Source organism: Anaerobacillus sp. ABA4_114, from assembly GCF_056159065.1.
In genome coordinates this window covers 780,334-806,633 of record NZ_JBSWUM010000001.1, presented here as the reverse complement: position 1 = coordinate 806,633, position 26,300 = coordinate 780,334, and the positions used below count along the sequence as shown (strand labels likewise).

Here is a 26,300-nt window from a genome sequence, read left to right as displayed (position 1 = left end):
TTACCCCTCCAATTAAATAAACAGGTTTACGTTACCGTCTTCTGCATCACCAAGGTAAGCTGCTACGCCAGCATACTCGATCTCATCTAAGAGCTCTTCTTTTTGTAGACCAAGTAGATCCATCGTCATCGTACAAGCAACAAGCTCAACGTCTTGTTCTTGAGCCATCTCAATCAATTGTGGCAATTCCATCGCATTGTGCTTCTTGATTACATTCTTAATCATCTTCTGCCCCATACCTGCGTAATTCATCTTTGAAATACCCATCTTATCTGCACCACGAGGCATCATTTTACCGAACATTTTTTCAAGAAAACCTTTATCCGTTTTAACATGCTCATCTTTTCGAAGGGCGTTCAGACCCCAGAACGTATGGAAGATCGTTACTTTATGATCATAAGCAGCTGCACCATTTGCAATAATATAAGCTGCCATCGCTTTATCGTAATCACCACTAAAAAGGACAATGTTTGTTGATTTTGTTTCATTCATCTTTATTTCCTCCTCTATACCAACAGGGGTATATTTGTTTTTAAAATTTTTTATCTACTTTTAACTAACAGTTGAACTGCTTCTTTCACTGTATCTTCTGTTGAATTTCCTTGTTCAAGCTGCTCTAGAAGGCACTGCTCTAAGTTCGATCCAACGATGAGACCTATGGAACGATCGATTCCTGACCTCGTTGCAGAAAGTTGTGTAACAATCTCTTCACAGCTCTTTCCCTCTTCCATCATTCGAACGACGCCTCTTAACTGGCCTTCAACTCGTTTGATTCGGTTGATCACTTTTTTATCGTAATTCACTTGCTCACCTCCACATTATATACCCTTAGGGGTATTTATGCAACCAAAAAAATTTATATCAATAAGTGCGATGTTTCAACATTTAATACCTATAGGGGTATTATAACGTACTGAATTTAAATGTCAATAGGCTATGATCTATAGCTACGACAACCAGTTTATTTGAATAACAAAATATACGATAATAAGCGCGATAATCATCAGTACGATAACGATCAAAAAGAGTACGATCCATGTTGAAGAAGGAACCTCAAAGCTCATAATCTTCTTTCGCGTTCTAAAAAACTGTACTGCCCCGCCCGCCATGGTTAATAACCCAAACAGCAATGAGGTGAAACTGATGAATACAATAATTTTGTCATCCGCACGCTCACCTACAGATCTTGTAAAGTGAAGGCTCGCTGCTAGAAAGCCGATTCCTATGATCGCAATCGACGTTCTGATCCAAGCCAAAAACGTACGTTCATTCGCAAGCAGCTGCTGAATTCTACCATCTGCTTTTTTCTCTCCCAATCGTCTCACCCTCCTACCCTTCGATCTTATACCCCCTCCCGTAAAATTTCAAGGGATATTGCCTCAACCTACAGTTTACACAAGGTAATCAATAAATATAAAAAAGGCAGCATCACATGCTACCTTCGCATTATTGAAAAAGAGTTAAGAATTCCCCGTAGCCTTTCTCTTTCAATTCTTCTTTAGGTATAAAATCGAGCGCTGCAGAGTTCATACAATACCTTAAACCAGTTGGCTCTGGACCGTCATCAAAAACATGACCTAAATGTGAGTCGGCGTTCTTACTTCTAATTTCTGTTCGGACCATAAAAAGGCTTTTATCTTCTTTTTCTACAATATTTTCTTCAACTAGTGGTTTAGTAAAACTAGGCCACCCCGTTCCTGACTTATACTTGTCAGTAGAACTGAACAATGGCTCTCCAGACACAATATCCACATAAATACCTTCTTCTGTATTATCCCAGTATTCATTATCAAAAGCTTTCTCAGTACCATCCTCTTGAGTCACTTCATATTGAAGTGGTGTAAGCATTTCCTTCAATTCTTCATCCGTATAAGAAACACCTTGATTTGGCTGCTCTATTTCTCGATCTTTCCCCCAGGCTTCATCCAAAAACTGATCGCGCCCGGAATTCTTCCTATATATATTGTATCGAAACTCATTTTCTTTGTAGTAGTCTTGATGGTATTTCTCAGCTACATAAAAGGTAGGAGCTTCCTTTACAAAGGTTACGATCGGTTCATCAAATCGTCCAGAATTCGCAATCTCTTCTTTGGACTTCTCCGCTAATTTTCGCTGTTGTTCATTATGATAAAATATACCTGATACATACTGATCTCCTCTGTCTACAAATTGACCTCCTTCATCGGTTGGATCAATTTGTCGCCAGAAAACATCTAATAACGTTTCATATGATACGATATCAGGATTATAATGCACCTGAACGGCTTCAACATGACTTGTGTTTCCTGAAGAAACATCTTCGTATGATGGGTTCTTTGTATCGCCCCCAATATAACCTGAGATCGCTTCATCAACACCATCTAGCTTTTCAAAAGGTGGTTCCATACACCAGAAGCATCCTCCAGCAAAGGTCGCTACTTCTAAGTTTTCATCTACAGCTTTAACGGGCTCACTTCCATAAGACCGATTGAATAAAACATCATACAGTTTTGGGCCTGCAAATATCAGAACGGTTAACAAACCAAGCAACACGATGATTTTAGATTTCTTCATTCACAGTTCCTCCCTCTGCTATGGTTCAACAGCTCTCAACTTATTATAAGTGTAACTCATCTTAGTTAGAAAAGAGAGATTTTTGCTTTGAACATAAAAGAAGGAACGCCTTTAAAGCGTTCCTATCGTTTACTAAAGTTTAATTTTTCAGGGGATGGCAGCCAGCGATCAAAGGCAAGAAGCTTTGAGAAGAATGGGAGGCTTAGTATCATCGCGATGGTAAGTGTAAAGATTGCGATGAATGGGATACCCCATAAGGTAGAGATAACCTCTGCAGACTGCTGCTCAAGAAACCATTTTATGATGAAGCCGTGGAAAAGATAAATCGCAAATGTTCGTGATCCTATCGGTGTGATGACGATTGGCGTCTTTGGAATGATGGAGAAGAACATAAACATCACGAATGCCGTTCCTACGTAATACCCTAAACGCACAAGCAGCCCCAAGTTCGATTCATAGACATATGTTCCATATAAGAGGTCTGTTAATCCTTCTATTCTATAAAGGTAGAAAAGGAGAAACAATCCACCAAGGACTACAGGAGCTATCCACTTCATATACGGTAAACGGATCGGCTTTTCACTCCGCCCCATGACAACACCTAAAACAAAAAATGGCAAGAAGACAAACAGACGATCTAGAGAAAGAAACCTTTCTATATCGAAATAACCGACGATAAGTCCTGCAGTAATACTAAACGTAAGCAATAAGCTTGTTTTGCTTTTTAAAATAATAGGTGCAAGAAGTTTGTACGCTGCAATACATAACAAGAACCACATCGCCCACCTCGGAGTAAGAAACTCAATCTGGAAAGGCTTCTCATAAAGATTCGTGTAATAAATTGCATAGACGACTTGAAACAAAATATATGGGAGAAGAAAGGTAGTGAAGATCTTCCAATAGTATTTTGTTCCAGATGCTTTTCGTGTAAAATAACCAGTTAAAAAGATAAAGGCAGGCATATGGAAAATAAAGATAACGTGGTAAAAACTATATAGTAATCGCGAGTCAGCGATAAATGGTGTGACCAAATGGCCTCCCACAACTAGTAATATCAAAATTGCTTTGCTGTTATCAAAATATGCAATACGCTGTGACACGATTGATGACCCTCCTCAGACGATAAAAACGATGTTGTATTAGTAAATTCCAATAATGTTCACCATCATAATACCCGTTTCTCGTTCATTTTTACCCCATTTCACTATTAGTTATTCGAATTGTAATATTCGTATTTTAGCGGTCATTTTTGAAAAGGATTTGTTTACATATTCAGGGAGGTTTAGAAGGTGTCTAAGGTCCCGTTTTTCCCATATTTCGGGCGCATCTGAGCGCTTCTGCAGTTCTATAGTTATAACTATTTTATTTTTTCTGAATAATCTATTGTATTTTGTCAATTTGATACGTACAATGAGTGTTATATTTTCAAACATGCAAGAAGAGGAGGCGAGTAACATGATCACTTTTGTCGGTGCAGTTGCATTATTGGTTCTTGGTTATATTGTTTATTCTAAGGTGGTTGAGCGAATTTTCGGCATTGATGATCATCGCGAAACTCCTGCTTATACACAGAAAGATGGCATGGACTATATGCCGATGAGTTGGTGGAAAGGTAGTTTAATCCAACTATTGAACATAGCTGGTCTTGGTCCTATTTTTGGAGCGGTGCTCGGAGCACTTTATGGTCCAGTTGCTTTCATTTGGATTGTAATCGGCTGTATCTTTGCTGGAGCTGTTCATGATTATTTTTCTGGGATGATGTCACTAAGACACAATGGAGAGCAATACCCTTCTTTAGTAGGAAGGTATTTAGGAAGAGGCGCACAAGGCGCGATCAACATCATTTCAATCGTTCTTATGGTGTTAGTAGCTGCTGCATTTACAGCTGGTCCCGCTCAGTTGATGGCACAGGTTACACCGTTAAGCTTTTTAGCCAGTCTTCTGATCATCTTTGCATATTTTGTTATTGCTGCAGTACTTCCAGTAAACAAAATCATTGGAAAGATCTATCCAATCTTTGGTGTTATTTTAATCGTAATGGCTGTCTCGATCGGAATCGGACTGTTCTTCATGGATCATGCCGTTCCAAATTTAACACTATCGAATTTACACCCTGATAATTTACCATTATGGCCACTTCTTATGATCACTGTATCCTGCGGAGCAATCTCAGGATTTCATTCTACGCAAAGTCCAATCATCGCAAGGACAATGAAAAAAGAAAGTGAAGGAAGAAAAGTATTTTACGGAGCTATGATCGCAGAAGGTATCATCGCATTGATTTGGGCTGCTGCCGGGATGACTTTCTTTGGAGGCACTGGTGGCTTACAAGAAACACTTGCTGCAGGAGGTCCATCAGGAGTCGTAAACGAAATCAGCTCTTCTCTTCTAGGAACGGTTGGGGGCATCTTGGCCATCCTTGGAGTCATCGTACTACCGATTACTACTGGTGATACGTCACTACGTTCCTCTAGAATGATGCTTGCAGATCTTTTTACGAAGAAGGAGAACAAAGGTAAACCTTCTGGAAGTGCAAAAACACTATTGCTCACAGGTATCGTTGCGTTGCCTACCTTCATGCTTACGCAAATGGATTACACGTTTTTATGGAGGTACGTTGGATTTACAAACCAGCTTGTTGCGACAGTGATGCTTTGGGCTGGTGCCATGTATCTCGTTAAAAACAAGAAGTTCCACTGGATCTGTAGTCTACCTGCACTCTTCATGACGATGACGGTTGCGACGTATTTATTCTTAGCCCCAGAAGGATTTGAGCTTCCTTACACTGTTTCTATGATTCTTGGTGGGGTCATCACCTTGATCGTCGGACTATGGTTCGGATATCAAGTCTGGAAAGAGCGTAAAAAGCCAAACTTCAGTGTTGAACAAGTCGCATCATAACATAAAAAAGCTGCTCCCCTTTCTAATGAAGGGAAGCAGCTTTTTGTTTTATAAGAATACAAGTCCAGCTGAAATCACTACGCCACTTACAACTAAGACGATGACACAAAAGCCCATGATGTCTTTTGCTTTTAAACCAGCGATTGCAAGTGCTGGTAGCGCCCAGAAAGGTTGGATAAGGTTTGTCCAGGCATCTCCCCAAGCGACAGCCATGGCTGCCTTTGGAATAGAGACACCAAGCTCTTTCGCTGCATCTAGTACGATCGGTGCCTGCACTGCCCATTGCCCTCCACCAGAGGGAACGAAAAAGTTTACGATTCCTGCACTTAGAAATGTAAAGAAAGGGAACGTCCACTCATTCGATATGGAAACAAACCCTTGCGACATTTGAGCAGCTAGGCCAGAAGCTACCATCATTCCCATGATCCCCGCATAGAAAGGGAACTGAATGATGATGCCACTTGCGCCTTTAACGGCATCTGTAACTGCTTCTAGAAAACGCTTAGGAGTGCCGTGGAATAGAATTCCTAAAAAAAGAAATCCAAAGTTTACAATGTTTAAATTAAGCTGGAAACCATTTGTTATAAAATAATAGAAGAGATAAGATAATCCGACTAACCCCATGATCATAGATAGTACTTTACTGTTCTCGATACGGTCTGCTGGAGTTAGCTCTCCTTCTGCCGTAGCAGCTTGTAGATCCTCTGTCTCAAGTAAGGAACGATCAACGAATACACGCTCTTCTTCTCTAGGTGACATGAAATAATTAATAACCGGAAGACAAAGAAACAATGCCCCAACAATAAGAAGATTAAATAGGGAAAAGATCGTTTCTCCTGTTGAAATCAACCCGATCTGATCTACTGAAAAATGATCAGGTGTCGCGATGGTGAGTGGAATCGATCCTGCTAGTCCACCGTGCCAGACGATAAAACCACTATAAGCACTCGCGATAAGTAAACGATAATCTACTTTATCAACTTTCTTAGCAAGTTCCTTTGCATAAAGCGCACCGATCACGAGACCAAATCCCCAGTTAATCCAGCTTGCCATTAGTGAAATTATAGTGACATATACGATTGCTTGTCCTGGTGATTTAGCTAATCCCGCTAGCCACCCTAACCCTCTTTTGAAAATCGGGCTACTTGCAAGAACATAACCAGTCACGAGAACAAGGACCATCTGCATGGAAAATGAAAGTAAATTCCAAAACCCTTCTCCCCAGAATTGAACCATTTGGACTGGTGAACTTCCTGTAAAAATCAAACCAAGACCGAACACAACTAATGTTAACAAAATAACGAATAAGAACGGGTCGGGTAAGTACCTTTGCATCACCCGATTTGATACGGATATTGCTGCTTTTAACATGACTTCAACTCCTCCTACAATCCTTCTCACCCTAACCTCATTCGACATTTTTCTAGGTGACTCCTTCCAATTCATGAAAACGATTACAAACAAAACCTAAATAAGAGGGGAGCTTCTTTTAACCATAAGAAAAACTGTCGAGAATCTCGACAGCCATTATTTTTTACTATTTAAAAAGTCTTGCACCATATCATGGTACGCCTGCTTCGGATAACTGTTGTAAAAAGAAGTAGAGAGTCTGATCGGATCTCCAAAGAAAAAACGTTCAAACTGCGTTTGCCTTGACCCAAACGCACTCATCCCGATATCCCATGCTATTCTAAACAGCTTCACGCGTTCCTTCGCATCGATATTAGCTCCTTGAAGGTATTGACCTAAATCACCTTTGATCTTAGACTCAAAGTCATCTTCAGTTGGTAACGAAATCATGCTGCTCGCACCAAGCAATTGTGTAATTTCGATCAACCTTGGATATGTTTTTGCAAAGTAGTTGTTCGCTGTACGAAGTGGCTTACTGTCTGGCACGCGCGTTCCATAGCGGTTTACTTCACTATTTACTTCTGAAGATAGAAGTAACGCCCTCATGATCTCTAGAGAGACGATGATTTCTGTCATTTTGAGCTTCACGTGTTCAAATTCACTAATCTGAATGGCATCGCACATCGCCTCACACAAACCGAGCAGAAACTCTAATTTCACAACCTGTCTACAAACAGCCTGATATTGAAGAAAAGCATACATACCGGTTTCGGCATCCAAATCACTTAAAACCTGAAAATCTTTATAGAGTATCACACGATTCCAAGGGACCAACACATTGTCAAACACTACAAGTGAGTCTCCCTCTTCAAATCTTGCTGCTAGCGGATGGTCAAACGACGATTCACGATATCGGTAGGACTCCCTGCATAAGAACCGAAGTCCTTTCGTATTGGAAGGAATCATGAACCCAAAGATGAAGGACTCATCTAAGGTCTGTCCGCTTGGCAGAACGAGAAGCTCATCGGTCAATCCTCCTTGCGTTGCTAGTAGCTTAGCACCATGTATAACAATCCCATCTTTATTTTCTTCGATTACTTTAGCCGCAGTAATCGTAGCATCATCTAGATAGTGTGAGATAGAACGGTTCACCTGAGGATTAATGAAGGTATGTGTGATCGATAGATCCTTCGATTTCGCTAGATCATAGAGCGCCTTCATGTTTTCTCCCAATGGTCGTTCACCTTTTGATAGATGAGGAGATGCTGCTGCCAATGCCATAACTAATGTATTCATATAATCCGGCGGACGGCCAACCAGACCACCATTTAATCTAGCCCAGCTCTGAGTAGCTTTTCTTCTATTTATTAAATCCTCTACAGTTTGAGGTTGATGATACGAGAAGCCATACTTTTCCCCATCATGTGTTGTGTAACTAAACAATTCCTGTTGTTCCGAACAACACTGATAATCATAAAGTTCGGCTTTACTGGCAATGATACCTTTGAAAGGTGCTGATTCAGATAATTTATCCTCACATCTTTTCCCTTCGATCCATACCTCATTCTGGAGGGCATCGATTCTATCGACGAACTGTTTCCCATTAATCAAAAATGCTCCCCCTTTCTAGTACTAGTTTATGCAAATTATGGTGGACATGTGGCAAGGTAGTTACCCATGTTTCTATGTAGTAATAGAATTGTGGAATTTGTCCCATAGTTTACTCATGGGGTTTTCAAAGTGGAAAATTTGTGGAACAATGGGAACAGCCTTTTGAAAGGAGCATGTGACTTGAAAAAACTAACTTATTTAATGATAACTGGACTTTTACTTGTTGCGCTTGCAGCTTGTGGAGGAAATGAAGAGAGCAAGGGTAATAGCGAAAACAATACAGAACAAAAATCAGCTGAAGGAAAAGAGGGCTCTGAACAATCACAACCCGAAGTTGATAAAGTAGAAGAAGATAAAGTGATTGCAACTGTAAATGGTGAAGAAATTAAAGGTGAAGACTTCAACGCACTCTACACTCAAAACCAAATGCAGTATCACCAAATGGGCCAAGAGGTTTCTGAAGAACAGCTAACAAAACTTAAAAAGCAAGTAGCTGAAAGTATGGTAGGACAAGAATTAATCCTTCAAGCCGCAAACGACAAAGGCTATGAAGCATCAGAAAAGCAAGTAGAAGAAGAACTTGCAAGCTTGAAAGAACAGTATGGCGATGAAAAGAAATTTGAAGCAGCCCTTAAAGAGAGCGGCATGACATTAGATGAACTTAAGAAAGAAATCGCGAAAAATGTTCAATACTCTGCATACGTAGATAAAGAAATTAAAATCGAAGAAGTAACAGAAGAAGAAATGAAGCAATATTATGAGCAAGCAAAAGAACAAGGTAACTCAGAAGAAATGCCGAAATTCGAAGAAGTAAAAGACCAGATTAAAGAAGGTCTTGAAGGCGAGAAAAAGCAAAAGAAACAGCAAGAGCATATCGAGAAACTTAAAGAAGACGCTGATATCAAAATCAACGTGTAAGACGTGAAGCCGCCGAGGAATGATCCTCGGCGGTTTTTTCATTAGTCTATTGTTGTTGATAATTTGATTGAAGGGAACTTAAGTTCTGCAATTAGGTTATCTATTCAAGGGTCGGTGATAATACAGTATGTGGAAACCTATGATACCCTTAGATTAGCTAAGTTTAATCTCTAACATTTCTTTTTTTCCACGAACGGAATGATTAGTGGAGTATGACTGGGAAATTCTTAAATAAGGAAGGATTTTATGCTTTGGCTTATGTTAATAGTAATATTTCTGCCTTTTATAGCAAGACGAATAGAAAGGCACTTTCAACGATTAAAAAAAGAAAAAAATGAGATGAAAGATATCTTCAATGATTGATAGAAAATGAATTAAAAAAAGGAGCTATCACAATACGTGATAGCTCCTTTTTTAAGTTGGAATAAAACCTTAAACAAGTTCTCGGTCCCAGTGACGGTGTTTTGCAACAGCATTCGCAAATTCCTTTGCAAAGTCTTCTGGATTATCACCCACGACGACTCCCGCACTGCCTCTCATGTTATTATTTTCTAACCATTTCGCACCTTCATGTGTTCCACCGATCGGTTTGAAATGAGAAAATGCTTCATTAATAAAGTAGTTTGCTTTTTGATAAAAGGCTTTGTTTTCGTTATCCCCGCCTACTGCATAAATCGCATCGAATAGCACGGATTCACTCGTTAAGAATGTATGATCGATTTCAGCCTCAGCACCATCGTTACCTTTCTTCACGCCGAGTTTATCACTGATCAGCTCTGGCATTATGCCTTGTTCCTTCAACTCATCAAGCACAGCGATCAGTTCTTTACCATTAAAGCCGTCGTCGACGATCACACCGACTTTACGAGTATCAGGCTCAAACTTTGTATTGATCTGGCTAAGAGCAGGAGAAGCTTTCGTTACATCTGATCCACCTTCTCTAGGTGCTTCAGCTCCAATGTTTTGTGCAACTGATGTAGCAAGATCAAGATTCACATTCCCTAGCATGTTCACCACTTGCTGCTGAACGGACTTACTTTCAACTTTACCTAGCTCAAAGCTAAATGCATTCATAATGTGCTCTTTCTCAACATCACTCATACTGTTCCAGAACAACGTAGCTTGAGAGAAGTGATCTTTAAAGCTCTCACTTCGAGCTCGAATCTTATGACCCTCTACTTTTTCTTGGTAATGTACATACCCGCCTTCTTCTTCTGTTGCCGGCTCCGGTTGATTACCAGCAAGAGAGTTCTTATGGTAGCTAACCTGACCTTTATTTATAGTTTGACGCATGAACCCGTCTCTCTGGTTATTATGGAATGGGCAAACCGGCTTATTGATCGGCAGTTCATGATGGTTTGCACTTCCAAATCGGTTGATCTGTGTATCAGTGTAAGAGAACAAACGTCCTTGTAATAGCGGGTCGTTTGAGAAGTCGATTCCCTTCACGACGTTCCCCGGATGGTATGCAACCTGTTCATTTTCTGCAAAAACATTCTCTACGTTACGGTTTAGCACCATCTTCCCAACAATTTTGACAGGAACATCTTCTTCAGGCCAAAGCTTCGTTGGATCGAGCACATCAAAATCAAACTTGAACTCATCTTCTTCTTTGATGATCTGGAGGCCTAGCTCCCATTCAGGATAGTCCCCGTTATTGATAGCTTCTAGTAAGTCAGCACGATGGAAATCAGCATTTTTACCAGAAAGCTTTTGTGCTTCATCCCAAACGAGAGAGTGAACGCCTAACTTTGGCTTCCAATGGAACTTAACGAAGTTTGCTTCTCCTTTTGCATTTACAAGACGGAAAGTATGAACGCCGAATCCTTCCATCATACGAAAGCTTCTTGGAATCGCACGATCAGACATCGCCCACATCGCCATGTGTGCTGATTCCTGATTATTTGCGATGAAATCCCAGAATGTATCATGCGCTGAAGCTGCTTGTGGGATTCCAGTATGAGGTTCTGGTTTTACAGCATGCACTAAGTCTGGAAACTTAATCGCATCTTGAATGAAGAAAACCGGAATGTTGTTTCCTACTAAATCGAAATTCCCTTCATCTGTATAAAAACGTGTCGCAAATCCCCTTACGTCACGTACCGTTTCAGAAGAACCTTTAGAGCCAGCAACCGTAGAAAAACGAACAAATACAGGTGTTTTTCTAGATGGATCTTTTAAAAATTCAGCATCTGTTAACTCTTCTAACGATTCGTATACTTGAAATTCACCGTGAGCTGAAAAACCTCGCGCATGAACAGCTCGTTCAGGAATACGCTCATGGTCGAAATGTGTCATTTTTTCTCTAAAATGAAAATCCTCCATCAAAGTTGGTCCACGCTCACCAGCTTTTAATGAGAATTCATCCTCAGATACCTTTTGCCCTTGATTCGTGGTCATCTTACCTTCGTCGGTCGTGCTATATTTTTCTAATTGTTCTTTTTTCTTGTTGTGCTCGTCACTCATTCTTAGTTCTCCTCCTCTAACGAAATATGTAAAAAATCGTCTACATGGTGAATCCCCTCTCTCTCCCAAAATAAAACATTTTTTTTGAAGAAATAGCTTCACCTTAAAATTGAGAAAAAATTAAGAACGTACGTTCTAGACTAGGGGATTGAAATGAGCTATACTATAATGGTGATGAAAGCATTCTACTAACTAAAAAGGAGCGTGTATTTAATGAAGCAACAAGCAGTTCCATACTTTACATTTGAAGGCACAGCGAAAGAAGCATTGAACTATTATAAAGATGTTTTCGGTGGTGAAATCACAGATCTCCAAACTTTCGGAGATGCAGACTTCGAAACCCCTCCAGGCATGGACGACCGTGTTATGCATGCCCGCTTTAGAAGCGATGGCCTTTACTTCATGGTCTCTGATACGTTCGACAACCAGAATGTAGCTGTAGGAAATAACATTTCTTTAGCACTAGAGCTCGATTCTGAAGAAGAAATCAACGAAATCTATGGACGATTGAAAGAAAGAGGAACTGTCAAAATGGAGCTTCAAGACACGTTTTGGGGAGCAATCTTCGGAAAAGTTAAGGATGCATACGGAATTACGTGGGATTTGAACTTTGAAAAGGCGAAAGCAAAGTAATAATTGAGTGAAGGAGAGCCTGTCACGGAGAGTGACGGGTTTTTTTGTGGGGTTTTTGTGGGGGATGTGGCTGGAGCGGGGGATCAGATGTGTTTTGAAAGGCTAAAAAGAGCCGTTATCCGCGATATTCCGAATATATCCGCGAAAATTTGATTATATCCGCGATTTTGAGGATATATCCGCGAAATCACCTTAGATATCCGCGAAAAAAGTTATTTATCCGCGAAACTCTGAAACTTCACTTTTTCTAGCTGGTATCTACGGCCTTTATTAGTACCAGAATAATTTAGATTAAGCCCTCTTAACAACCTCGTAGCTGCATCACTAGACTCCAACTTCAAAAACCTTCTTACCTCTTGATTCGTAACCCATTCATCCACCAACAAAGCATAATCCCTCAGCGCTTCCAGATGAGCATCCCTCGAAACCTCTCCACAATTCATACAACACCACCTCCCATGGAGTCTCTTCATCGGTAAATAGCCACATTGAGGACAGTGAACGCCATCTAAAAGATCAGACCGGGTAAGTGAGAACCTCTTTAAAACATCGATTTCAAGTGGGGTGTGGTGCTTTACGAACAGGCGTCCTAATCTTTTCACCTCTTTTATCGATAGCATTTCATTCTGATACTTCCTATCAAACTCTTTTATTTTTGTAGGAAGGTAATCACTTTTAATCACTTGAGTAGCTATTCTTTTTACTTCGTTCGTTGCTTTAACAACTGTGCTTTTATTACTTATAACGACGAGGGTTTCAATAGGTAGACCAGAAATTCGATGCTGCCTCATAAACGTTAGTAATTGTAACTGCTGTCGCCTCACCTGGGTTAAGGGATCTGGGAATGCTTCTTCCACCTCACCATTCCTTGAAGTTCTAATAAGTTGGTTAAAAACTGGATCAAATAACAAAGTGCCAGATATATTTTTAACTTCTATCACTAGTAAGTAATACTGAGTTACGACCAATGAGTCGATTTGAAAATAAAATGAGCCATTAGCGATGCGAATATCATGATAAACGGTATGGTCTTTGCTATTCAGAAAACTAAGCGGAAAATCTAGCGAACGCTCTCCGTGAAAACCAGCTTTATGAATCGCTACTTGTTCTCTGACTTCTTCTATTATTGGCAGGTGTGCGGGAAGACGATTCATAAGAGCAGTTAGTTTGAGGAGGTAATGCGGGGTGTTTCGATGTTTGGCTATCACGTTTTCTTCAGTCCTTTCATCTTTTCACCTAACTAACATTCTCCTCAACTCCCTCCACTCCTCCTCAATAAAAAAAGACCTCCCTCCAAAAGAGGGAAGCCTTCGTGCTATTCAATATCCAAATCCGTTACTGCGCCTTTGGCAGAGGAAGATACTAATCTTGCATATTTTCCTAGAATACCAGTTTTGTAACGTAGTTCTGGTCGGACCCATTCCGCTTTACGTTTTTCAAGTTCGAGATCTGTTACGTTGAAATTGATTTCTTGCGTATCGCTGTCGATCGTAATCGTGTCGCCTTCCTTTAGCAATCCGATCGGGCCGCCAACGAACGCTTCAGGAGAAACGTGGCCGATCACGAATCCGTGAGAACCACCAGAGAATCGACCGTCAGTTAGCAGCGCGACTTTTCCGCCGAGACCTCTACCGACGATCATCGCAGTGATCGAAAGCATCTCAGGCATTCCAGGTCCGCCCTTTGGTCCAACGTTTCGAATAACGAGAACATCGCCTTCTTTGATCTCGTTGTTTTCAATCGCGGTCGTTGCTTCTGCCTCACTGTCGTAAACACGTGCTGGGCCTTCGAAACGACTGATTTTCTGGCCAGACATTTTGGCAACGGCACCTTCAGGGGCTAGGTTACCTCGAAGCACGACAAGAGGACCGTTCGGCTTAATCGGATCGTTGAGGGGCTTGATCACGACTTGTCCTTCCGTTAGAGACTCCACTTCAGCTAAATTTTCAGCGACCGTTTTACCCGTAACAGTGAGACAATCTCCGTGGAGAAGACCATGTTCATGAAGCAACTTCATGACTGCTGGGACCCCGCCGATCTCATATAGATCTTGCATGACATATTTACCGCTCGGTTTCATATCAGCAATGTGAGGAACGCGCTCACGTACAGTTTCAAAATCATCGAGAGTAAGGTCAACACCAGCTGAATGCGCCATTGCAGTTAGATGAAGAAACGCATTTGTCGATCCTCCAAGTGCCATGACAACGGTAATCGCATTTTCAAAAGCTTTCTTTGTCATGATGTCGCGTGGGTAAATATCCTTTTCTAACAGATTCACGACCAATTCCCCTGCTTGGCGACATTCTGATTCTTTGTAGTCGTTAACGGCAGGTGTTGAAGAAGAACCTGGGATACTCATGCCGAGCGCTTCAACAGCAGATGCCATCGTATTCGCCGTGTACATTCCTCCACATGCCCCTGCTCCCGGGCAGGCATTGCATTCTACTTTGTGTAGTTCTTCTTCATTAATATTTCCTTCTTGATATTGGCCGACTGCTTCGAACGAAGAAACAATATCGATGTCGTTTCCGTTCAGCTTTCCGGGCTGAATCGTACCGCCATATACGTAAACGGAAGGGATGTTCATTCTTCCGATCGCCATCATACATCCCGGTGTCGTTTTATCACATCCGCCGATTGCTACGATACCATCTAAGCGTTCAGCATTTGTAACCGTCTCGATTGAATCAGCGATAATTTCACGGCTAGGAAGAGAATAGAACATGCCCTCATGCCCCATCGCAATTCCATCAGATACCGTGATCGTATTAAAGATCATAGGGGCTCCACCATTATCTCTAGCCCCGCCTTTCGCTTCCCTAGCAAGCTTATCGATATGTACGTTACACGGCGTTACTTCGCTCCATGTACTTGCTACGCCGATCATAGGCTTTTTAAAATCCTCATCTGTAAATCCAACCGCTCGAAGCATAGAGCGATTTGGAACCCTGTTGACACCCTCACTGATCACTTTACTTCGGATGCGTAAATCTTTTTTTTCTGTCATTCATCTCACCCTTTCTCCTTGCGTGAAAATTAATAATTTTGTTTATTCAAAATTTATATTCTTTGATAATACTAGTTTTCAGCTCCTTCTGCAAACCATTATCAGAATTTTTACGAAACATTTTATAGTAAGCGCTTTCTAACCAATTATTACCTGAAGAAATGTCTTTTGATTAAACGTATAACATGTTACTATTAAGTCACATAATAAATGTTACCTTTAAGTCACATTATAAGTTGGGGTGATAAAATTTGACCATTGATGAGGAGTTAACCGCGACCTTTAAAGCATTAACTCATCCTACAAGGAGAGAAATTCTCGACCTATTGAAAGACGGCCCAAAAACGACCGGGTATTTAGATGAGCAGTTTGAACACATTAGTCGTTATGCGGTCATGAAACACCTATCTCAACTAGAAGAAGCGAATTTGGTTCTCGTACGGCGAGAAGGGCGTTCGAGGATGAATTACTTGAACGCAGTTCCGATTCAACAAATGTATGACCGCTGGATGGACAAGTATCAGGCAATGAACGCTTCTTCTCTATTATCATTAAAATCTACTCTTGAAAGGGGTACAAACAAAATGGAAACTCAAGGATATAAGCACGACACATTTCAAATCGAGCAAGAAATTCGTATTCAAGCACCTATCGATCAAGTGTTTAAATCGCTAACAGAAGATATCAATTCTTGGTGGGCATATCGACTTTGCGGGGAAGGATCAACCCTCTCTTTTGAGCCAGAGGTTGGCGGTCGTTTTATAGAAGTCGGCGCATCGGGTGAGGCAGGCGCGTTATGGGGAACGATTACGTTCATCAACGCACCGTATGAGATTCGATTAAATGGCTTATTGGGCATGCAAGGAGCAGTTAATAGTGCATATAGCTATAAGCTTCGTGAAGAAGATGGAGAAACCGTCATTGCGTTATCTCATCATGCTTCAGGCTTACTTGATCCTGAATGGCACTCTGCCCATGATGGAGGCTGGAAGGAACTACTCGGTACGTTCTTAAAACAGTATGTAGAAGAAGGTATGATATATCGTGAGCTTCAAAAATGATGGTGATTAAAACTGAACGAGTCATCAACCGTGATCCCTCTGTTGTATTCGACTATATCTCGAACTTCGAAAATAATCCTGTCTGGCAAGGCGGAATGATTGAAGCAGCTTTCACTTCTGAAGGCCCACTTCAGGAAGGGTCAACTTACGACCAAACCGCAACGTTTCTAGGCAAACGAATCATCACCTCATTCGTTGTCACTCGTTTTGAACCGAATACGTGTATTCAAATAGAAAGTGTAACGAGCACGTTTCCGATCAAAGTAACGAGGTCTGTTGAAGCGGCTGAAGAGGGGTGTCTAGTAAGGGCAGTTGTTGAAGGTAATCCTGGCGGGCTTTTCAAGCTCGCAACTCCTCTGTTAAAAAAGATGGTGCACCGTTCAGTTGATCAAGATTATCAAAACTTAAAAAACATTCTAGAAAAGCCGGTTCTCGAGTAGAACCGGCTTTGTTTTGGTGTCTTATAGAACACCAGGTTCAAACGTTTTACAATCGGTTTCCTCACTGTTGCTCGCTTTCTTCCCCTTGTGACTCACAACATAGATTTCGTCCGCCTCGCATTTTCTACCATCACGGTTATGAACACAGTTTGCAACCTCACATAGTACATCTAATGCCATGTTTCTCACCTCCTTATGGTTAAGATGAGCATAAAGTATTTTTTTCATGCAGGTGGCACCGTTTATCCTCGCTATCTTCACAATAGACAAATATAACCTGATTTTTTTACGGCGTTACATGATATGATGGTAGAAATATTATGAGATTGAGGGAACAGCTATGTGGAGAAATAAAAATGTATGGATTCTCTTAATGGGGGAATTTGTTGCCGGGCTTGGACTATGGCTTGGTATCATCGGTAACCTTGAATTTATGCAAGAAAAAGTACCATCAGATTTTATGAAAGCCGTCATTCTAGCAGCGGGACTGTTAGCTGGTGTTGCGATCGGTCCACTTGCCGGACGAATAACGGACCAAGTTAAAAAGAAAACCGTCATGCTTATGGCTGGATTTGTACGTTCATTGAGCGTTGTTTTTATGTTGATCGCGATCCAGACCGGATCTGTTCTCTGGATGGTTGTTTTCTTAGTAATGGTTCAACTGGCAGCAGCTTTTTATTTTCCTGCACTTCAGGCAGCCATTCCTCTTATCGTGAAAGAAAAAGATTTACTTCAGATGAACGGAGTCCATATGAACGTCTCTACATTATCACGGATTCTAGGAACAGCAGTTGCAGGGATCTTTCTTGCGATCATGTCTCTCAGTATGATGTACACAATGTCGTTAGTCGCTTATTTACTGTTGTTCGTTTTAACCTTTTTCATAAAAATTGATGAAAATAAAGAAACGGGAGCTGCTATTTCTAAAGGACAGAGCGGGTTTAAAGACTTGTTCCCTATCGTGAAAGAGCTACCGATCGTCATGATGACGCTTATCATGACGATGGTTCCATTGTTATTCATCGGGGGATTTAACCTGTTGGTCATCAACATAAGTGAACTACAAGACAATACATTGATTAAAAGCTGGATCTACACAGCTGAAGGCATCGCATTTATGATCGGAGCATTCACTGTAAAACGCTTCGCTCATAACTTATCTCCGTACACCATTTTGTTTGTATTTTCATTTATTATCGGATTGTCACAGCTCTTGTTATTCTTTGCATGGGTTCCTGTACTTTCTGTAGTTGCATTTGCAATCTTTGGATTTTCAGTCGGATGCTTTTTTCCAACCGCTGCGACGATCTTCCAAACAAGAGTACCAAAAGAATACCACGGAAGGTTCTTTTCGTTCCGAAACATGCTCGACCGAATCATCTTCCAAGTTGTGCTCTTGTTAACAGGTCTTATGTTAGATTTGATCGGCCTGCAGTTGATGTGCGTTATGTTCGGTATCCTATCGATCACAATTACCGTTACCTTTTTCACAAAATATAAAGCTGGTCAAAAAGCCAATTTAACAATCAAAGTAAGCTAACGACTCAACTTTCGAACCAAACAGAGGGAAATTGTATACACTATGTTAGGACTACTATAGAGTAGGCGATTTTCAATGGACAATCAAACAAAGGCTGTATTAGGTTCCTGGATCCAAGCGATAGGAACCATTTTGGCTGCAACTGGCAGTACACCATTTAAATCATTGAGTGACGAGCTAAAGAATGCCCTCAACCTGATTGGAAACGTCATGCAAGGTACAGGCAATGCTTTGATTGCAGATACCGTTGAAACCTTTAATCTGAATAAAGTAGGAAACCAAATTCAAGCGGTTGGTAATTCAACAGTTGTTGCTGGCATCCTCATAGACAGTAATTCACGCATCAGTCAGATCCTCAATATTGATGGAAACTGGCTCCAGGCGCTTGGAGGAAGTGCATCGCTTGGGGATGCTTTCGAACAAACACCGTCAGAGGAACAACTTTATAATATCTATGGAAACTTACTCCAGGTCATCGGTAACTCACTCCAAGCTGTATCAGGAGCCCAAGAACTTAAAGGCAAAGAAGCACAGAATCTCAATATAGTGGGTAGTTGGATCCAAGCAGTTGGATCTGTCATTTCAGCCATCGGCCAAACTAAATATCCGTAAATAAAAAAATCCCTGGTGGAAGCACCAGGGATTTTAGCATTATCGCAGTAGCGTTAAGAATTCCTTCATAAATTGTGGCAAGTCAGGCCATGCTTGTCCTGACACAAGGTTACGATGCGTGTGGACCTGTTCTTCGCTATATGTAGCGCCACAAGCTGTAACGTCTGGTTTACATGCTGGGTAAGCTGTATACTCTCTTCCTTCCATCTGATCAGACACGACACTCAGCACTTGTGCTGCGTGGCATATCGCTCCTACAGGCTTATTTTCTTCAAAAAAGTGACGTAGAATATTCGGCACATGCTCATCAAGTCGGATATACTCTGGTGCACGTCCACCTGGAATGATCAATCCATCAAAATCAGAAGGATCGATTTCTTTAAATGAAGTATGCGCTTCGATTCCATATGCAGGCTTTTCTACATACGTCTCCATCTCTCCAGTGAAATCGTGACAAACCGTCTGCAATTTCTTCGCTGATGGGGCAGCAATCGTCACTTCTAACCCTTCCTCTAGACAACGATAATACGGATAAAACACTTCAAGCGCCTCGACAGCATCGCCAGTGATCATCAACACTTTTTTGCTCATTGAAAAGCACCTCCACCTTAGTTATTACGTCAATTCCATACCCTTATTTTGAAATGAACTAACTCAAATAACGTTTTATTTAAAACCGTTTTTACATTATATAAGGAAATAGTGAGTGCATATATCGAAACATCCCAAAATTGGGATTAGCAAAAGCGTTCACGGCGAGGAAAAATTCAGCAAGAAAGCGGCTCCGTTCAATCAGACAATCAAAAAAAGAAGCATCTACTTAAAATAGTAAGATCCCCTCCTGCATCAGAGGGGATCTGTTTTAATTCATACCTTTATATCTCAACCTACCAATCAATCTCTTTACGATCTCTATAGAACTTCCCTGTCGTTTTCACATCTCCAAGAGAAAGCCATACCGCAGTATCCGCCCCATCGGTCACAGATCTCATTGCACCTTCTCCGCCCATAGCTGTTTTAACCCAGCCTGGACACATAGCATTGACTTTGATCCCTTTATCTCGAAGCGCATCGGCTAATTGAATCGTAACGATGTTCAATGCGGCTTTAGATAATGAGTAAGCAGGATGTGACTCTCCAATGCTGTTACCAGAACCAAGACCGCTCGATACATTGATAACTCGACCGTCTTCACTATTCTTAAGTAAAGAAATCAATGCCTGCGTTAAATATAATGGACCGTACGTATTCGTCTCCATCGTTTTTGAAAGAGTTTCACGGTCAAGTTCCAATACAGTAATATCTTGATCGATGAAGATTCCTGCATTGTTAATGAGAATATCTAGTTTATGAAAATCTTTGTAAACTTCGCTATACAGATGCTTTATACTACTATCACTTGTTATGTCTAGTTCATAAAAATGAACGTCGAGGCCCTCATCTTTTAAATCCTTCATCGCTTTTACGCCTTTATCTTTATCTCTTGCAGTCATGAGAACTGTGACGCCTTGCTTCCCTAACTGCCGTGCGATTTCAAAACCTATCCCTCTATTTGAACCAGTTACAAGTGCAGTTTTCGTACCCAATTGCCTCAACTCCTCATGTCCTAAGTAGGTATCTCATATCCTTTCCACAAATCGCTTCGAAAAAAACGTGTTGGACGACGGAAATATATTTTTTACAATTCTATCAATAAGTATAGCCCGAGAATCTAAACGAAAAAACCACCTTTAGTGGTGGTTTTAGTTCGTAAACATTCCATGTAACGCGCCAAGTAAAGTAAAGACAACAAGGTGATCACCTATCGCAATATAGAAAGCTCTTCTACTCATCAATCCAAACTTGTGGTTCTTCAAATATACAAATGTGATGATCGTACCAATTAAGAGCCCTATCCCTAACCCCGATAATATTCCAGTCGTTCCGCTTATTGAAACAAATAACGCTACGATGAATGAAGAGACGAATGCCGTTATCACCGCAATGACGTATTTCAATGGACCTGCTGAAGCTTGTTGTAAAAATTGTTCATTTCCACTTTTCTTTTTATCGGATAATAACACTGAATAATAAATGCCTCCATAAATCATATAAAGTAGTCCACCTGCAATAATACCGATAATACTGATCGACAACACTCTGATTCCCCCTATTCATTTAGGCTCAATCGCTAAACCGATCGCCTTTATTTTACATTTAACACGTAAAGACCCTTTCTCCTGTTCTAATTGAACAATCTCAATCGGATTACTAAGATACCGATATCCACTCTTCGGTAACCAGATGCTATATAATTCTGAATAACACTCGATGATTTTACTTCTCTCTTGATAATCGAGGAGTTCATCGAATTCATACAACACATGATTTCCACCATCAAACTCTCCAACTACTTCATCACTCGTGCTCATATGCTCTGATTGCTCTAGCCCTATACAGCACTCGTAGAGGCTTTTTTCTGGAGGTGTAATGTATGGGTTGTTCTTAGGTACTCCAAACATTAACAGTTCATCAGCGGAATAACCTCTAGCATTAGCCCAGTGATAGAGTTCCGCCCACACATCTTGAACCCCCTCCGTATAAGGACCTTTGCTATAGCGTTTAACAGTTGCACAGCTGGATAAGGAAACAGTCTTTACATTGGATAGATCTAAATAACTAAATTCATTATAAGTGCTTGGTTCAAAGTTCTCTTTCATATTTTTGTTATAAAGTTTAGATTTCTTGCTATCTTGGTATTCTCTAGCAAAACGCTCCAAGTATGCTCCTTCTCGCCACTTTTTGGGGTTGGTTTGAAAGTAATCGTTAAATGAATAGGTAAAATAGGACAATGAGGAAAAACCACATTGATGAGCAATCGTTGTAATCGACATCGTAGGCTCGTAAATTAGAAAATGAGCAGCTTTTTCTAATCGGAGTCTTTTAATATAACTTGCTGGTGATTCCCCAATTATCTTCGTAAACAATCGCTGAAAGTAATATGGAGAATAGGTAGAGATCTCAGCAAGGGTATGTAATGGTAATGATTCTGTTAAATTTGCTTCGATGTATTCTAGTACTTTACTTACATGCTTCGTTTGTTCTGCATCTGTATTCACGATAAAACTCCTTTACGTTCAGCCTATAGATAGTATCGGCTAATCAGACATGTTGTCATAAGTTTATCACTATAAAAAAACGGACTCGAGGGTGTTGAGTCCGTTTTGGTGCTCTCTTATTTTCTTTATAAGTACGCTTTAAACGTAAAAAAAGCCACTTGAACTCAAATGGCTTTTAATCTAAAACGTTTTATTACTTTATAGAAATAACAGTTCCCTCAGTTAATTTAGGGAATACATCTGGCCCTACACATATTGCTCCAGGCAAAACATCTAATTCATCTTTGAAATAAATTGATATGTGCCCTAACTCATTCAGATTCTGATTTGCTTTTGATCCTACAGCTTGAATCGTATAGGATTGGTCGTCGAACGTAATCGTTCCTCCTACTCGTAAAGGCTGTTCTTCTAAATCTTGAAACTCATGGATGACAGACATTTCTCTTAGCTCATCAGGAGCTTGAGGACCGAACAATATAACTATCTTATCTTCCTTAAAAGTCGGGACTAGCGAACCTATTTCTTTTACTACAGTTGTTGACATCTAAAAACCTCCTATTATATGTAGTCTTAATACATACCAAAACTAGCAAAGTAAGCAATGACCACTGCTCCGACTCCAGTAATTAAGCGGCTATATAAAACGGCAGGTACTCCATACTGAATCGTTTCAGGTTCTGCTTCACCCAAAGAAAGACCAACAGGAACAAAGTCACAACCCACCTGACCATTAATTGCAAATAAAGCTGGTAATGCAAACTGTGGTGGTATGTTACCTAGCGCAATTTGACTTCCTATTAAAACTCCGATGACTTGGGCAATAACTGCCCCCGGTCCCAGAACGGGTGACAAGAAAGGCATCGTACAAATGATAACGATTATAACTAATCCCCATAATGAGCTAGCAAGTGGTGCCATCGTATTGGCAATAACATCCCCGATACCGGTGTAATTAATGATTCCGATCAACATACTGACAAATGCCATGAACGGAATAATATTCTTAATCAACATATCTACCGAATCTCGACCTGCTTGATAAAGTGTACTTGTCACTTTACCAATGGAACGTGAGAACCTCATTAATAAATTCTGGTTTCCAGCAAGCTGTTCCTCTTTTATTTTTTGATAATCTTCCTGGAACTGTTCTTTATTTAGTGAATTTACAGCAGACTCCTCTTTTTCTTGGGCACTTGCCGATTCAGATGCACTTTCAGCTAATGCTACTTCTTTTTCAGAGACACCAGATACGAAAATATCTTCTGTAATATGCTTTGCAAGAGGACCAGATGGAGAAGAACCGAGAATGTCGACTGTCGGTATCCCCTTCATTGGGTAAAGACCAATTCTAGCTGTTCCGCCACAATCGATCACCACACACATCATCTCTTCTTCAGAAACAGAGTTTTTAAAACCATCTACCGCTACTCCTCCTGTTAATTCAGCAATCTTACGTGCTACAGGATGAATGCCTCCACCAGTAATAGAAGCTACCTTTGTTTTCTTACCTTGTGGTTCAATATATAGGCCCTTTCCCCAGCCACCTGGACCTTTCGATACAAATACGGCTTTATGTGACAAATCAGTTTCCTCCTTCCAGCACGCTTGCATTATTACGCTTAGCTAAATACTTCGTAATCATTTCAGTAACGACCCCGCGAATTAGGATGATTACAATACCTACCAAGAAATAGCGAACCGCAAGCTCAGACATGGAATAACCCGCTTCTTTAATACCGTTAGCGATGCCCAGGTATACAAATAGTTCACCTGCATTCGCATATGGAAAAAGAGAAGTAACTGGGTGAACAAAGGAAACTGCCGAATCATAAAAAGCAGGCTTTTGTTTTTCTGGTAGAAACCTTCCGAATGTATATGCCATTGGGTTTGTAAGGATAAGAACTGCGAGGACAGGCATAACCGTATAACGGAGTATCATATATTTCGAGGCAAACTGAATAGCTCCGTTGACTCTCTCCTCTCCAATAAACTTCATTAGTGCATAGGTAAATGTTAATAGCACTACAAGTGTTGGAACGATACCTGTGATCAGACCCATGAAGACTTCACCGCCAGCATTGAACATACCAATAAAATGTTCACCGAACCATTTAATCCATTCCATTACCTTGAAATCCCCTTTCTTAGACCCTTTCTACGTGTTTCTTAGAGATAGATAAAAGAGCATTTTCAGCTGCCATTCCCAGTGCAGCATGAAGGGCAGATATTTTTTTCTTTTTAACCTGCTTACCTTGATACACTTGATCTAGTAACTCTCCAACATGGATGCCGTGAAAATCCGTTTGATTTTTAAACTTCGAAAACACTGACCTTCCGCTTAGTAAATGACAGTCCCTTACAACATAATCTTGATCGACAACGATTAGTGCGATAGCACCTGTTTTAAACGTTCTTCTTTCCATCCCAGAAAACAAGTAGTATCCTTCTTTGTCTTTGTAACCGCTAACAATTTTATCCATGCTTTTCCTATAGTAACGAATTTGAATGAGAGAAAAGATAAACTGTAAAACGAGAACAGCACATAAAATCAGGGTTAATTTCATATGGACCTCCTATTGAATCTAATCAAAGGGTTAATTTCTCATAAGCTTTAGAAGGATAAAGACGATCTTGAAGAGAACGGAGCTGCCAGACGCTAGTAGATGGATCAAGCTCTACATCATCTTCTGAGATGAATTGACCTTCATGAATATCTTGTTTTGCCACAACATTTCCACTAAATAATCCGATTGGAACGTGTCCGTTTTCTTTCATTTCCTGATGGGATTCCAGTACTCCTCGAACGGAATAACCACCGATTCCATCTAATCTTTCGCCTTGTTTGATCGACCTTTTAGCAACAGCAACCGTTTCAGATATTGGTCCTCCAAGTGGTGCAATAGATGCTTCGTTTTGTAAAACTGCCTTTGCAATTGTAATCGGGGTTTCAAGACTCGCAAGGTGGTACGGGCGGTAGAAAGTGTAGTGTGGTCCCTTCCCAACTTTTAGGTAACGGAGTTCTTCATCTACCGGTTCGAGATCGCTCTTCACGATTACGAAAACACCAGGCGCTAATCCATGTACATATTCGACGACTCCGTAATTTGTAAGAACACCACCGTTTTGAATCAAATCTAATTTATCTGCTACTGTTTCAACAGTGGCATCAACTCCGTTCATCCCAACTTTATCAGGAAGGAGTCCTGTTGCATTACTTAGAAGGTTCATTTCGGCCATTGTTTTTGTTCCATCTTGGAAAGCTGCTAACATGTGCGCACTCATCTGTTTTTGTTTTGCCTCATCTGCACACAGGGTGGGATTTGATTCCGGTATAAAGGGATTATTTTTCCCCTTACCTGCTACTAATACTTCCATGCCCATCGTTTTAGCAAATTCGTATAACTCTAACGTTGCAGCTGGTTCATCGCCAGCTGATCCTGTGTAAACGAGCCCCGCATTTGAAAAGAGTTCATGCATCACTGATCCTATCGTAATATCAACTTCTACATTCAAGAGAACCAAGTGCTTTTTAGCTTTTAAAGACTCAAGTGCAATATTTGCTCCTACTTCTGGTATTCCAGTTGCATCTACTATGACGTCTACATCATGTGACTGGATGACTTTTCGAAGATCGTCTGATACGACGATCGATTCAACAGCTTTGGCTGTCATCCTTGATCTGTAATATTCCGCCGCTCGATTAGCCGCATCAATATTTACGTCACAAATTCCCGTAACTGTCATTCCACTTATTTGTGAGATCTGAGCAATCATTCCGAACCCCATTTGGCCTGCTCCAATGACTCCTACTTTTATTGGATTATTTTCCTTTTCTCTTTGCTGAAGCTTCTGATAGATCGACATAATAAACCTCCCTGTTTTGAATAACGCGTGACCATCGCTCCTCCAAGACTCTCGTAACATATGACACAAATTTGAACAAATGTTATTAACACTTAGTTTAATGCAACTTCAGATGTGTGTCAATATTGAATATTCAGATATTTTTTAATGTTTGTATCTATTATCACTCTTGGAGAAGGTATATGTTGTTTTCCTAACAGAAACGATTCAATAAAAAAGCCTGGTGTGTTTGCACCAGTCAGG

Annotated in this window: 27 protein-coding genes; 7 read left to right on the top strand and 20 right to left on the bottom strand. The window is 40.6% G+C overall.

The features are described 5' to 3' along the window. Positions 1-12: 12 nt before the first annotated feature. The 5 genes from ACXAEY_RS03895 to ACXAEY_RS03875 all read right to left on the bottom strand — a co-directional run bounded on the left by ACXAEY_RS03895 (position 13) and on the right by ACXAEY_RS03875 (position 3,653). Complete coding sequence (locus ACXAEY_RS03895) at positions 13-492, bottom strand: DsrE/DsrF/DrsH-like family protein (RefSeq protein ID WP_474810603.1); 480 nt, start codon at positions 490-492, stop codon at positions 13-15. Positions 493-542: 50 nt separating this feature from the next. After that, positions 543-803, bottom strand: a complete 261-nt coding sequence (locus ACXAEY_RS03890) for a metal-sensitive transcriptional regulator (RefSeq protein ID WP_270180005.1) — start codon at positions 801-803, stop codon at positions 543-545. A 144-nt stretch (positions 804-947) separates the two neighbouring features. Next, on the bottom strand, positions 948-1,316 hold the full coding sequence (locus ACXAEY_RS03885; protein ID WP_474810602.1) for a YidH family protein: 369 nt from the start codon (positions 1,314-1,316) through the stop codon (positions 948-950). Positions 1,317-1,446: 130 nt separating this feature from the next. Next, a complete protein-coding gene (msrB, locus tag ACXAEY_RS03880) occupies positions 1,447-2,553 on the bottom strand; it encodes a peptide-methionine (R)-S-oxide reductase MsrB (protein WP_474810601.1) in 1,107 nt (368 codons plus the stop codon). A 122-nt stretch (positions 2,554-2,675) separates the two neighbouring features. Then, positions 2,676-3,653 carry an acyltransferase family protein gene (locus tag ACXAEY_RS03875; protein WP_270180008.1) on the bottom strand — a complete coding sequence of 326 codons (978 nt, stop codon included), beginning with the start codon at positions 3,651-3,653 and terminating at the stop codon, positions 2,676-2,678. A 355-nt stretch (positions 3,654-4,008) separates the two neighbouring features. Between ACXAEY_RS03875 and ACXAEY_RS03870 the strand changes: the two genes are divergently transcribed. After that, positions 4,009-5,454 carry a carbon starvation CstA family protein gene (locus ACXAEY_RS03870; RefSeq protein ID WP_270180009.1) on the top strand — a complete coding sequence of 482 codons (1,446 nt, stop codon included), beginning with the start codon at positions 4,009-4,011 and terminating at the stop codon, positions 5,452-5,454. Between the two features lie 48 nt (positions 5,455-5,502). Here ACXAEY_RS03870 and ACXAEY_RS03865 read toward each other — a convergent pair whose 3' ends face one another. Continuing rightward, on the bottom strand, positions 5,503-6,825 hold the full coding sequence (locus ACXAEY_RS03865) for a short-chain fatty acid transporter (protein WP_270180010.1): 1,323 nt from the start codon (positions 6,823-6,825) through the stop codon (positions 5,503-5,505). A 156-nt stretch (positions 6,826-6,981) separates the two neighbouring features. Continuing rightward, a complete protein-coding gene (gene hpaB, locus ACXAEY_RS03860; RefSeq protein WP_474810600.1) occupies positions 6,982-8,415 on the bottom strand; it encodes a 4-hydroxyphenylacetate 3-monooxygenase, oxygenase component in 1,434 nt (477 codons plus the stop codon). Between the two features lie 180 nt (positions 8,416-8,595). On the opposite strand from hpaB, the gene ACXAEY_RS03855 reads away from it, so the two are divergent. Next, complete coding sequence (locus tag ACXAEY_RS03855; protein WP_474810599.1) at positions 8,596-9,333, top strand: SurA N-terminal domain-containing protein; 738 nt, start codon at positions 8,596-8,598, stop codon at positions 9,331-9,333. A 432-nt stretch (positions 9,334-9,765) separates the two neighbouring features. Here ACXAEY_RS03855 and ACXAEY_RS03850 read toward each other — a convergent pair whose 3' ends face one another. Further along, on the bottom strand, positions 9,766-11,799 hold the full coding sequence (locus ACXAEY_RS03850; protein ID WP_474810598.1) for a catalase: 2,034 nt from the start codon (positions 11,797-11,799) through the stop codon (positions 9,766-9,768). Between the two features lie 213 nt (positions 11,800-12,012). Between ACXAEY_RS03850 and ACXAEY_RS03845 the strand changes: the two genes are divergently transcribed. Then, positions 12,013-12,432: a VOC family protein gene (locus ACXAEY_RS03845; RefSeq protein ID WP_474810597.1), complete on the top strand. Its 420-nt coding sequence runs from the start codon at positions 12,013-12,015 to the stop codon at positions 12,430-12,432. A gap of 212 nt (positions 12,433-12,644) precedes the next feature. On the opposite strand, the gene ACXAEY_RS03840 is transcribed toward ACXAEY_RS03845, so the two are convergent. Further along, on the bottom strand, positions 12,645-13,640 hold the full coding sequence (locus tag ACXAEY_RS03840; protein ID WP_474810596.1) for a nuclease-related domain-containing protein: 996 nt from the start codon (positions 13,638-13,640) through the stop codon (positions 12,645-12,647). Between the two features lie 107 nt (positions 13,641-13,747). After that, entirely contained in the window at positions 13,748-15,442 is a 1,695-nt protein-coding gene (ilvD, locus tag ACXAEY_RS03835) for a dihydroxy-acid dehydratase (protein WP_474810595.1), read from the bottom strand. A 251-nt stretch (positions 15,443-15,693) separates the two neighbouring features. Between ilvD and ACXAEY_RS03830 the strand changes: the two genes are divergently transcribed. Next, on the top strand, positions 15,694-16,503 hold the full coding sequence (locus ACXAEY_RS03830) for a helix-turn-helix domain-containing protein (protein ID WP_474810594.1): 810 nt from the start codon (positions 15,694-15,696) through the stop codon (positions 16,501-16,503). Beyond that, the gene (locus ACXAEY_RS03825; RefSeq protein WP_270180018.1) at positions 16,500-16,943 is read left to right on the top strand and encodes an SRPBCC family protein; all 444 of its coding nucleotides are present in this window, start codon (positions 16,500-16,502) and stop codon (positions 16,941-16,943) included. The genes ACXAEY_RS03830 and ACXAEY_RS03825 overlap by 4 nt, the downstream gene beginning before the upstream one ends. Positions 16,944-16,964: 21 nt before the next feature. On the opposite strand, the gene ACXAEY_RS03820 is transcribed toward ACXAEY_RS03825, so the two are convergent. Next, positions 16,965-17,123, bottom strand: a complete 159-nt coding sequence (locus ACXAEY_RS03820) for a DUF1540 domain-containing protein (protein ID WP_270180019.1) — start codon at positions 17,121-17,123, stop codon at positions 16,965-16,967. 160 nt (positions 17,124-17,283) lie between these two features. Between ACXAEY_RS03820 and ACXAEY_RS03815 the strand changes: the two genes are divergently transcribed. Together ACXAEY_RS03815 and ACXAEY_RS03810 are read left to right on the top strand one after the other, a co-directional pair. Next, entirely contained in the window at positions 17,284-18,483 is a 1,200-nt protein-coding gene (locus tag ACXAEY_RS03815) for an MFS transporter (protein ID WP_270180020.1), read from the top strand. Positions 18,484-18,558: 75 nt separating this feature from the next. Continuing rightward, positions 18,559-19,095, top strand: coding sequence for a DUF6944 family repetitive protein (locus ACXAEY_RS03810; RefSeq protein ID WP_474810593.1), 537 nt, complete (start codon positions 18,559-18,561; stop codon positions 19,093-19,095). A 39-nt stretch (positions 19,096-19,134) separates the two neighbouring features. Here the strand turns inward: ACXAEY_RS03810 and ACXAEY_RS03805 are convergent, their stop codons facing one another. From ACXAEY_RS03805 to ACXAEY_RS03765, 9 genes are all read right to left on the bottom strand, one after another. Next, positions 19,135-19,686, bottom strand: a complete 552-nt coding sequence (locus ACXAEY_RS03805; RefSeq protein ID WP_474810592.1) for a DJ-1/PfpI family protein — start codon at positions 19,684-19,686, stop codon at positions 19,135-19,137. Between the two features lie 296 nt (positions 19,687-19,982). Continuing rightward, the gene (locus ACXAEY_RS03800; protein ID WP_474810591.1) at positions 19,983-20,681 is read right to left on the bottom strand and encodes an SDR family oxidoreductase; all 699 of its coding nucleotides are present in this window, start codon (positions 20,679-20,681) and stop codon (positions 19,983-19,985) included. Positions 20,682-20,837: 156 nt separating this feature from the next. After that, positions 20,838-21,233, bottom strand: a complete 396-nt coding sequence (locus ACXAEY_RS03795; RefSeq protein WP_474810590.1) for a DUF1761 domain-containing protein — start codon at positions 21,231-21,233, stop codon at positions 20,838-20,840. Positions 21,234-21,248: 15 nt separating this feature from the next. After that, a complete protein-coding gene (locus ACXAEY_RS03790) occupies positions 21,249-22,193 on the bottom strand; it encodes an AraC family transcriptional regulator (protein ID WP_474810589.1) in 945 nt (314 codons plus the stop codon). A 193-nt stretch (positions 22,194-22,386) separates the two neighbouring features. Then, the gene (locus ACXAEY_RS03785; RefSeq protein WP_270180026.1) at positions 22,387-22,737 is read right to left on the bottom strand and encodes a PTS glucitol/sorbitol transporter subunit IIA; all 351 of its coding nucleotides are present in this window, start codon (positions 22,735-22,737) and stop codon (positions 22,387-22,389) included. A 26-nt stretch (positions 22,738-22,763) separates the two neighbouring features. Beyond that, complete coding sequence (srlE, locus tag ACXAEY_RS03780) at positions 22,764-23,804, bottom strand: PTS glucitol/sorbitol transporter subunit IIB (protein WP_474810588.1); 1,041 nt, start codon at positions 23,802-23,804, stop codon at positions 22,764-22,766. Continuing rightward, positions 23,776-24,318, bottom strand: coding sequence for a PTS glucitol/sorbitol transporter subunit IIC (gene srlA / locus ACXAEY_RS03775; protein ID WP_270180028.1), 543 nt, complete (start codon positions 24,316-24,318; stop codon positions 23,776-23,778). The genes srlE and srlA overlap by 29 nt, the downstream gene beginning before the upstream one ends. A 19-nt stretch (positions 24,319-24,337) precedes the next feature. Further along, on the bottom strand, positions 24,338-24,757 hold the full coding sequence (locus ACXAEY_RS03770) for a transcriptional regulator GutM (RefSeq protein ID WP_270180029.1): 420 nt from the start codon (positions 24,755-24,757) through the stop codon (positions 24,338-24,340). Positions 24,758-24,779: 22 nt separating this feature from the next. Then, complete coding sequence (locus ACXAEY_RS03765; protein ID WP_474810587.1) at positions 24,780-26,057, bottom strand: NAD(P)H-dependent oxidoreductase; 1,278 nt, start codon at positions 26,055-26,057, stop codon at positions 24,780-24,782. Positions 26,058-26,300 lie beyond the last annotated feature (243 nt).